Here is a 10,079-nt window from a genome sequence, read left to right on the forward strand (position 1 = left end):
GTGCGGGTGCTTGGTGGCTTCGGACATCGTCAGGACGGGTGCGAAGCAGACGTCGGTGCCTTCCATCAGCTTGCACCATTCGTCGCGGCTCTTGGTCTTGAACACCGCGGCGAGCTTCTGCTTCAGCGCCGGCCACTGCCGGGCGTCCATCTGGGCGTCGTAGTCGGCATCGGTCAGCCCGGCGATCTGGCGCAGCAGCGCGTAGAACTGCGGTTCGATCGAGCCGATCGAGATGAATTGGCCGTCGGCGCATGCGTAGGTGCCGTAGAAGTGCGCGCCGCCGTCGAGCATGTTGCTCTCGCGGCCTTCCTTCCAGCGGCCCGCCGCGGTCATGTCGAAGAACATCGTGATCAGCGAGGCGGCGCCGTCGCACATCGCAGCATCGACCACCTGGCCCTTGCCGGACTTCGAGGCTTCAAGCAATGCCGCGAGAATGCCGACGACGAGATACAGCGAGCCGCCGCCGAAATCGCCGACGAGGTTGAGCGGCGGCACCGGCTTGTCGGCCGGGCCGATCGCTGCGAGCGCGCCGGTGATCGAGATGTAGTTGATGTCGTGGCCGGCGGCCTGCGCCAGCGGGCCGGTCTGGCCCCAGCCGGTCATCCGCGCATAGACCAGCTTCGGATTGCGCGCCATCACCACGTCGGGGCCGAGGCCGAGGCGCTCCATCACGCCGGGGCGATAGCCTTCGATCAGCGCGTCAGCGCCGTCGAGCAAATTCAGCACCTCGGCGACCGAGGCCTTGTCCTTCAGGTCGACGGTGACGACGGTGCGGCCGCGCGCGGCGGCGCCCTGCGGCTTCTGGCCGGCGCGCACCAGCGTGATCACCTCGGCGCCCATGTCGGCGAGCAGCATCGAGCCGAACGGGCCGGGCCCGATGCCGGCGAATTCGACGATGCGGGTGCCGGAGAGCGGCCCGCTGACGTTGGCTTTCGTGGTCGGCTTGGGGGAGGCGGTCACTGTGTCTTGCACCTTGGGTGTCCATTGTTGTTGTCCGCGCGCGGCGCGGAGCGGTTGTTGTCAGGATCAATCACCATGTCCGGCGTGCTCCGGGCAAGTGACTTTTCGTCCCAGCGCCGCATGCCGCCATGCTGCGGCACCGCACAAAACAAAGCGGCGCGCGAAACCGCGCACCGCCTGCCGTGTCATGGAATTAGTCAGCCGGCGGCCTGCACCGCGCGCTGCGCCATCACCTTGATCAGGTTGGCGCGATAGTCGGAGGTGCCGTGGATGTCCTCGATCAGGCCATCGTCGGATACCTTGATGCCGTCGAGCGCCGACGCCGACCAATTCGCCTTCAATGCGTCTTCGATCACCGGCACTCGCATCACGCCGTCCTGCGAGGCGCCGGTCGCGGCGGCGCGGATCTCGCCGCTCTTCAGCTTGGCGACGAACACGCCGGTCAGCGCGAAGCGCGACGCCGGATTGCGCATCTTGGCGTAGCCGGCTTTCTCCGGCACCGGGAACGAGATCGCGGTGATCATCTCGTTGTCTTCCAGCGCCGTCATGAACAGCCCCTTGAAGAACTGATCGGCCGGGATCTCGCGCGTGTTGGTCTTGACCGTGGCGTTCAGTGCCAGGATCGCCGCCGGATAGTCCGCGGCCGGATCGTTGGTGGCGACCGATCCGCCGATGGTGCCACGATAGCGCACCGCCGGATCGCCAAGCACAGAGGTGAGATGCGCGATCGCCGGGATCATGCGCTTCACGTCGGCATTGTGCATGATGTCGTAATAGGTGGTCGCCGCCTTGATGGTCAGCGTTTCGCCGCTGGCCTCGATCCCGATCAGCGCCGGGATCTTGGCGATGTCGACGAGATCGCCCGGCGCTGCGAGCCGCTGCTTCATCACCGGCAGCAGCGTGTGGCCGCCGGCCAGGAATTTGGCGTCGCTGCCCTTGGCGATCAGCGCCACGGCTTCGTCGACCGAGGAGGCGCGGTGATAGTTGGTGGAATACATGGGTATCTCCTGTCAGAGATCGATTGTTTGTCTGTCCAACAAGCTCTCCGCCATTGCGAGAAGCGAAGCCTCTGGATTGCTTCGCGGAGCCTGTGCCCGGACCGCGCGACGCGCGGATCCGGGTGCTCGCAATGACGGTCTTATTCGGCCGCCTGTTGCAGTTGCATCGCGTGCCACACCCGGTCCGGCGTCGCCGGCATTTCCAGCCGGTTGTTGCCGATCGCGTCGGTGATGGCGTTGATCACCGCTGCCGAAGCACCGATCGCGCCGGCCTCGCCGCAGCCCTTGACGCCGAGCGGATTGCCCGGACACAGCGTCGTGGTGTGCGAGATCTGGAACGATGGCACGTCGTCGGCGCGCGGCATCGCGTAGTCCATGAACGACGCGGTCACGAGCTGACCGCTGTCGTCGTAGATCGCGTTTTCCAGGATCGCCTGGCCGATGCCCTGCACCAGGCCGCCATGCACCTGGCCCTCGACGATCATCGGATTGATCAGCCGGCCGAAGTCGTCGACCGCGACGAAGTTGACGAACGAAGTCTTGCCGGTGCCCGGATCGACCTCGACTTCGCAGATGTACGAGCCGGCCGGGAAGGTGAAGTTGGTCGGATCGTAGAACGCGCTTTCCTTCAGGCCGGGCTCCATGCCGTCCGGCAAATTGTGCGCCGTATAGGCGGCGAGCGCGACCATCGGCAGCGCGATTGCCTTGTCGGTGCCGGTGACTTTGAATTCGCCGTTCTCGATGACGATGTCGTTCTCGCTCGCTTCGAGCTGATGCGCCGCGATCTTCTTGGCCTTGGCTTCGACCTTCTCCATCGCCTTGAAGATCGCCGACATGCCGACCGCCGCCGAGCGCGACCCGTAGGTGCCCATGCCGAACTGCACCTTGTCGGTGTCGCCGTGCACGATCGACACATGGTTGATCGGGATGCCGAGACGGTCGGCGACCAATTGGGCGAAGGTGGTCTCGTGGCCCTGGCCGTGGCTGTGCGAGCCGGTCAGGATCTCGATGGTGCCGACCGGGTTGACGCGCACTTCAGCAGATTCCCAAAGGCCGACGCCGGCGCCGAGCGAGCCGACCGCCTTGGACGGCGCGATGCCGCAGGCCTCGATGTAGCAGGACAGGCCGATGCCGCGCAGCTTGCCTTCGCTCTTGGCCTTGGCCTTGCGGCTTGCGAAGCCGGCGTAGTCGATCGCCTTCAGCGCGGCGTCGAGCGACGCGTTGAAGTCGCCGGTGTCGTAGGCCATGATCACCGGGGTCTGATGCGGGAACTGGGTGATGAAGTTCTTGCGCCGCAGTTCGGCCGGATCGACCTTGAGCTGCCGCGCCGCGGTCTCGACCAGTCGCTCCAGCAGATAGCAGGCCTCGGGCCGCCCGGCGCCGCGATAGGCGTCGACCGGCGTGGTGTTGGTGTAGACGCCCACCACCTCGGTGTAGATCGCCGGGATGTTGTACTGGCCGCTCAGCAGCGTCGCGTACAGATAGGTCGGCACCGACGACGAGAACAGCGACATATAGGCGCCGAAATTGGCGTAGGTCTTGACCCGCAGCCCGAGCATCTTGTTGTCGGCGTCGAACGCCATCTCGGCTTTCGACAGATGATCGCGGCCGTGCGCGTCGGTGACGAAGGCTTCGTTGCGGTCACCGGTCCACTTCACCGGGCGGCCGGTTTTCTTCGAGGCCCACAGCGCCACCATCTCTTCCGGATAGATGAAGATCTTGGAGCCGAAGCCGCCGCCGACATCGGGCGCCACCACCCGCAGCTTGTGCTCGGGGGCGATGTTGTAGAACGCCGACAGCACCAGGCGCGCGACATGCGGGTTTTGCGAGGTGGTGTAGAGCGTGAAGTGCTCTTCGGCCGGATTGTATTCGGCGACCGCCGCGCGCGGCTCCATCGCGTTCGGCACCAGCCGGTTGTTGGTGAGCTCGATCGAGACGACGTTGGCGGCCTTGCTGAACGCCTCGTCGGTTGCCTTCTGATCGCCGATCTCCCAGTCGTACACGATGTTGCCGGGCGCTTCGGGGTGAAGCTGCGCCGCACCATCGGCAATCGCCGCCTTGATGTTGGCGACCGCGGGCAGCTCCTCGTAATGCACCACCACGGCCTCGGCGGCGTCGCGGGCGAGGTTCTTGCTGTCGGCGATCACCACCGCGACCGCCTGGCCGACGAAGCGCACCGTCTCCGGCGCCATCGCCGGCCACGCGCCCATCTTCATTGCCGAGCCATCCTTGGAGTGGATCGCCCAGCCGCAGATCAGGTTGCCGACCTTGTCGTCGACGATCTGCTGGCCGGTGAGCACGTCGATCACGCCCGGCATCGCCTTGGCCGCGTCGAGCTCGATGCCGGTGATCTTGGCGTGCGCGTGCGGGCTGCGCACGAAATGCGCATAGGTCATGCCCTGCAGCTTGATGTCGTCGACATAGCGGCCGCGGCCGGTGATGAAGCGGCGGTCTTCCTTGCGCGCGACGCGCGCGCCGATACCCTCGATGCCCATGTGCAATTCTCTCCCTTCGACTGCTTTGGCCGCGCGGATTCGGAACGTCGCGGGTCGCAGCCATCATTCGAACGTGTGGTCGGCGACGAAACGGCAGGCGGGCAGGCGGCCTATTCGGCGGCCTGCGCCACATTCATGCGGGAGGCGGCGTCGAGCACCGACTTGACGATGTTATGATAGCCGGTGCACCGGCAGATGTTGCCTTCGAGCTCGTGGCGCACGGTCTCTTCGTCGAGGTTGCCGCCGTAGCGGTGCACGATGTCGATCGCCGACATGATCATGCCGGGCGTGCAGTAGCCGCACTGCAAACCGTGATTGTCGCGGAACGCCGCCTGCATCGGATGCAGTTCGTCGCCTTTGGAGATGCCTTCGATCGTGGTGATGTTGGCGCCGTCGACCTGGCCGACCAGCGTCGTGCACGACTTCACCGCACGGCCGTCGATATGCACCACGCAGCAGCCGCATTGGCTGGTATCGCAGCCGACATGGGTTCCGGTCAGGCCGAGATGATCGCGCAGCAGATGCACGAGGAGCGTTCGATCCTCGACATCCGCCGTCACGAGCTTGCCGTTGACGGTCAGTGAGACTTTGGACACGCGTCAGTCCTCCCGATGAATTTTTAATTGTTCCAATTAGAAGCGCGGCAGCCGGACTTTGCAACTGGGATTTTCGAGGCTTGGATGGCCGCGACTGTCAATCGTTGATGACGGTTTGGTGACCGACTGAACTAAGCAGTCTGCCGCGGGGGCTGGAATGCCCTGGCAATGCGGCTCTCTCCTAAATCGAAAGCAGTTTCCGATCGGCAGGTGTTACGTTGCGGCGCAGCAGCGAGGATCCGGAACTTGCGTCGGCGCTGGTGGGGAGTCAGCCCGACGCCGCTCTTCAGCGTCCAAGGTCGGGCCTTGTTCGCCACGTGCAGAAGCGCACGACCTTCATGCGGCGCGATTTCAACATGAAACGGGGGCTGAGCTTCGTTCGCCGGCGCCAGCAACCACGCCTGTTGCGAGCCTTGTCGCTGCCGGCCGAAGGCAATCGATTTTGAAATGTGGCGCTGGCCTGCGGCCATGCCAGTCCGAGTGCCGTTTCGGCGATTTACCGGCGCATCTTCGGAAGATCACCAACTGAGTACTTCGGGCCTGTTGGACTAAAGTCGGCACTTCGAATTCCGCTCCCCGGTTTACGCAGCTTTAGACAATGCCGCGTAGTTTTCGAGTACCCGGTTCGGTTCCGGGGCATTATCGCTTGGACTGGGGTGCAATCACGTGAGTGTCAGGACTGTCGCCGGAGCGCGGGGTATATCCGCGGCGCTGCCGGCTTTGCGTTTTCGCGGCAAGGTCACGCTCGGCTTTGCAGTGGTGCTCGGCATCACGGCGATCAGCATGGGGCTGGCTTACCTCGGGTTTGAGCAAGTTTCGGACGGCGTGGTCGCCTACCGCGACGGGGTTCGGCAGTCGGATCTCGCCCGTAATATCGACCGCGAGATGGTCGGCTACGAGGCGCGGGCGCGCTATTACGTGCTCACCGGCAAGGACGAGGACGTCAAGGCTGCGCTCGCGGCTGAAACTCGGCTTAAAGGTGCGATTGCCGAATCCCTGCAGGGCGCCACCAAGCCGGCGCAGCGCGAGGCGCTGACCCGGCTGTCGGGCGAATTCTCGACCTTCACCAACCTGTTCGCCGATATCGTGGCGCTGAAGACCAACAGCGCCCTGGTGATTCAGAACGGGTTGACCCGCGGCGGCCTCAACCTGCGTTACAAGTTCGACGATCTGGTGAGCACGGCCAGCGACCGCGAGGATTCGAGCGCCGAACTCGGCGCGAAGCGCGCCTCCGAGCAGTATGCTGCCGCGATGACGCTGGCGAACACCTTCGCGCTCAATTCCAGCGTTCCTGTCGCCGACAACGCCCTGGCGCGTCTCAAATTCGTCGAGAACTCGCTGAACATCGTCAAGTCCGGCGACGCCGAGATCTCGGCTGCGGTGAAGGAAATCTTCACCATGCTGGAGGCGTACCGGCAGGCGTTGATCAAGCTCTCGGACAACGTCAAGGCGATCGACGCCAAGGTCACGACCATGATCGGTGCTGCGGCGGCGATCGTCCGCGATTCCGAAGCGATCAAGGCCGACCTGCTGTCCGATCAGCAGCGGCTGGAGCGCGAATCCGACGCCACCGTCACCGCCACCGAACGGATGGTGGCGGCGCTGGGAATCGGCGGCTTCCTGCTCGGCGCGGTGCTGGCGGGGTTGCTCGGCCGCGGCATCTCGCGCCCGATGCTGGCGATGTGCACCGCGATGCGCAGGCTGGCCGGCGGCGATTTCAACGTGGTCCTGCCGGGACTCGGCCGCCGCGACGAAATCGGCGAGATGGCGGCTGCGGTCGAAGAGTTCAAGGTTCAGGCGGCCCGCAAGGCCGAGCAGGACGCGATTGCCCGCGAGGCCGAGGCGGCCGCCGGCCGCGAGGCGAGGCGCGCCGAACTGATCGGCTTTGCCAGCGAGTTCGAGACCGCTGTCGGCGCCATCGTGGCGCACGTCTCGGATGCTGCGGCGCAGCTCGAAAGCGCCGCTGCGACGCTCACTCGCACCGCAGAGACCACGCAGGGGCTGTCGGGACAGGTTGCCGGCGACTCGCAGCAGGCGTCGTCGGGGATGCAGGCGGTCGCCTCCGCCACCGAGGAACTGTCCGCCTCGGTCGGCGAGATCGGCCGCCGGGTCGGGCAGTCGAGCGAGATCGCCGAAGCCGCAGTCGAACAGGCTCACGAGACCGACGGCCGGATCGGCAAGCTGACCCAGGCGGCGCAGCAGATCGGCGAGGTGATGCAGCTCATCACCACGATCGCCGAGCAGACCAACCTGCTGGCGCTCAATGCCACTATCGAGGCGGCGCGGGCCGGGGAGGCCGGTCGTGGCTTCGCGGTGGTGGCCGCCGAGGTGAAATCGCTGGCGACCCAGACCGCGAAGGCGACCGACGAGATTTCGTCTCAGGTCGCCGAGATGCAGGAAGCGACCCGCGATTCGGTGACCTCGATCCAGAAGATCGGCAGCACGATTTCGGAGATTTCGACGATCTCGGCCTCGATCGCGAGCGCCGTCACTCAGCAGGAGGCCGCGACGCGGGAGATCGCTGCCAGCGTGCAGAGCGTCGCCCAGGGAACTCACCGGGTCGCGGGCAACATCGCCGAGGTCAATCGCGGTGCGGCCGAGACCGGCGCCGCCTCGGCGCAGGTGCTGCAATCGGCCCGCAGCCTGTCGGCCGAGAGCGCGCGGCTTCGTACCGAGCTCGATCGTTTCATGGCGAACATCCGCGCCGCCTGAGCGTGCACCGCCGCATTTCGCGGCGGCGGTCGAACGGAACCACGATGTCCGGCCGCGGGGTTGGCGCGGCCGGTGGAACCGATCGGGGTCCCGGCCCGTTAGGCTCACTCAATTCGGTCCGTCCCTTGCCGATGGATCGCCACGATCGGCGCCGGCTGCGTGACAGCGCAACCGGAGTGGGAGTCCCATGGCCGAGAGCGTCAGTGCCGAAACGCCCGAACCGCCGCGGTCCCGGATCATGGTGGACCGGGACGGCGGCGCGCGGGTGATCGAAACCGATATCCCGGCAAGACTCGACGGGCTGCTGTGGAGCGGGTTCCACACGCGGGTCGTCGCAGCGCTCGGAATCACCTGGATTCTGGATGGTCTCGAAGTCACCCTCGCCGGCGCTTTGGCGGGGGCGCTGAAGGACAGTCCGACCCTGCGGTTTTCCAATCTCGACGTCGGCCTCGCCAACAGCGCCTATCTGGCGGGCGCCGTGATCGGGGCGCTCGGGTTTGGTTGGCTGACCGATCGGATCGGCCGCAAGAAACTGTTCTTCATCACCCTTTCGTTGTACCTCACCGCCACTGCGGCGACCGCGCTGTCCTGGGATCTCGCCAGCTACGCGCTGTTCCGATTCCTCACCGGCGCCGGGATCGGCGGTGAATACACCGCGATCAATTCGGCGATCCAGGAACTGGTGCCGGCGCGCTATCGCGGCTGGACCGATCTGGTGATCAACGGCAGTTTCTGGATCGGTGCGGCACTCGGAGCGGTCGGGGCGATCGTTCTGCTCGATCCGTCGGTGATCGACCCCGATTCCGGTTGGCGCCTGGCCTATCTAACCGGTGCGATCCTCGGTCTGGTGGTGTTCGCGATGCGCTGGTGGATTCCTGAGAGCCCGCGCTGGCTGATGATCCACGGACGGCCCGAGCGAGCCGAAGCGATCGTCGCCGATATCGAGCGAAGCGCGCGCCATGCCGCCGACCGCCCGCAGCTACTGCCGAAGATCCGGCTGCGCATGCGCAGTCACACCCCTTTGCTGGAGGTGGCGCGGACGCTGCTGGCGACCTATCGACGGCGCTCGCTGGTCGGGCTGGCGCTGATGGTCGCGCAGGCCTTCTTCTACAACGCGATCTTCTTCACCTACGCGCTGATCCTGACCGACTTCTTCGGCATCCCCGCCAATCATGTCGGCTGGTACATCCTGCCGTTCGCGGCCGGCAACTTCCTCGGACCGCTGCTGCTCGGGCGACTGTTCGATACGCTCGGCCGCCGCACCATGATCGGCTTCACCTACGGTGTGTCGGCGATCCTGCTGGCGCTGTCCGGCTATCTGTTCTCGATCGGCGCGCTCAGCGCGCAGACCCAGACGATCGCCTGGATGGTGATCTTCTTCTTCGCCTCGCCCGCCGCGAGCGCCGCTTATCTCACCGTCAGCGAGACGTTTCCGCTCGAGGTGCGGGCGCTGGCGATCGCGATCTTCTATGCGATCGGCACCGGCATCGGCGGTGTGGCGGGCCCGGTGCTGTTCGGCGCGCTGATCGATACGGGGTCGCGTGGCAGCGTGTTCGCGGGTTATCTATTCGGATCGTTCCTGATGCTGGCCGCTGCGGTGATCGGCTGGCGGTACGCCGTCGCGGCCGAACGTCGGTCGCTGGAACACGTCGCGCGGCCGCTGGCCGCAACAGAGGATCATCGATGACCACCAAGCTTGTTCAACCCTCATCGCAAACCATCGCTTCGTCGGTTCCGGTGCCTAAAGCGCTGGTGCCGCATCTCGATCAGTGTGCGCTGCTGCTCGACATCGATGGTACGCTGCTGGACCTCGCGCCGACACCGCGCGAAGTCTGGGTGCCGCCGGAACTGGAGCAGACGCTGAAAGACCTTCTGATCAGGACCTCCGGCGCGCTCGCCCTGGTCAGTGGCCGGTCGATCAACGACATCGACCTGATCTTCGCGCCGCTGCGGCTGCCGGCGGTCGGCGGTCATGGCGCCGAGATGCGGCTGGCGGGCAGCGGCGAAGCGGTGGCCACCCATGCGCCGCCGCTCGATCCCGAGCTCAAGAGCCGGCTGGCGGCGATCGCCCGCATCAGCCCCGGTATTCTGCTGGAGGATAAGGGTTACTCGCTGGCGCTGCACTATCGTCTGGCACCGCACACTGAGAAGGCGATCTACGAATCGGTTGCGGCGATCCGCGCCGAACATCCCGATGCGCCGTTGGAAGTCCTTCCCGGCAAATCAGTCTGCGAGATCAAGCATGCCGGCTTCACCAAGGCGACCGGCGTTCAGGAGCTGATGAAGCACCCGCCGTTCCGGGTACGGCGCCCGATCTT

The 10,079-nt window shown here is 65.7% G+C and carries 8 protein-coding genes; 3 read left to right on the forward strand and 5 right to left on the reverse strand.

Annotated features, from left to right (window positions below):
* The 5 genes from DU475_RS21290 to DU475_RS21310 all read right to left on the reverse strand — a co-directional run.
* Positions 1–972: CaiB/BaiF CoA transferase family protein (locus DU475_RS21290; protein ID WP_164633254.1), on the reverse strand; the 972-nt coding region annotated here is incomplete at its 3' end.
* A 185-nt stretch (positions 973–1,157) separates the two neighbouring features.
* Positions 1,158–1,958: an FAD binding domain-containing protein gene (locus tag DU475_RS21295; RefSeq protein ID WP_164633255.1), complete on the reverse strand. Its 801-nt coding sequence runs from the start codon at positions 1,956–1,958 to the stop codon at positions 1,158–1,160.
* A gap of 140 nt (positions 1,959–2,098) precedes the next feature.
* The gene (locus DU475_RS21300; protein ID WP_164633256.1) at positions 2,099–4,453 is read right to left on the reverse strand and encodes a xanthine dehydrogenase family protein molybdopterin-binding subunit; all 2,355 of its coding nucleotides are present in this window, start codon (positions 4,451–4,453) and stop codon (positions 2,099–2,101) included.
* Positions 4,454–4,563: 110 nt separating this feature from the next.
* Positions 4,564–5,049 (reverse strand): (2Fe-2S)-binding protein, encoded by a 486-nt coding sequence (locus DU475_RS21305; protein WP_013504476.1) that lies wholly within the window; start codon positions 5,047–5,049, stop codon positions 4,564–4,566.
* Positions 5,050–5,180: 131 nt separating this feature from the next.
* The gene (locus tag DU475_RS21310) at positions 5,181–5,519 is read right to left on the reverse strand and encodes a hypothetical protein (RefSeq protein ID WP_164633257.1); all 339 of its coding nucleotides are present in this window, start codon (positions 5,517–5,519) and stop codon (positions 5,181–5,183) included.
* Positions 5,520–5,715: 196 nt separating this feature from the next.
* Here DU475_RS21310 and DU475_RS21315 point away from each other — a divergent pair, with 196 nt between their 5' ends.
* The 3 genes from DU475_RS21315 to otsB all read left to right on the forward strand — a co-directional run.
* A complete protein-coding gene (locus DU475_RS21315) occupies positions 5,716–7,761 on the forward strand; it encodes a methyl-accepting chemotaxis protein (RefSeq protein WP_164633258.1) in 2,046 nt (681 codons plus the stop codon).
* Between the two features lie 187 nt (positions 7,762–7,948).
* Complete coding sequence (locus DU475_RS21320; RefSeq protein ID WP_164633259.1) at positions 7,949–9,448, forward strand: MFS transporter; 1,500 nt, start codon at positions 7,949–7,951, stop codon at positions 9,446–9,448.
* Positions 9,445–10,079: trehalose-phosphatase (otsB, locus tag DU475_RS21325; protein WP_164633260.1), on the forward strand; the 635-nt coding region annotated here is incomplete at its 3' end. The genes DU475_RS21320 and otsB, both read left to right, overlap by 4 nt.

The sequence above is a fragment of the Rhodopseudomonas sp. WA056 genome, from assembly GCF_010906995.1.
GTDB lineage: Bacteria > Pseudomonadota > Alphaproteobacteria > Rhizobiales > Xanthobacteraceae > Rhodopseudomonas > Rhodopseudomonas palustris_G.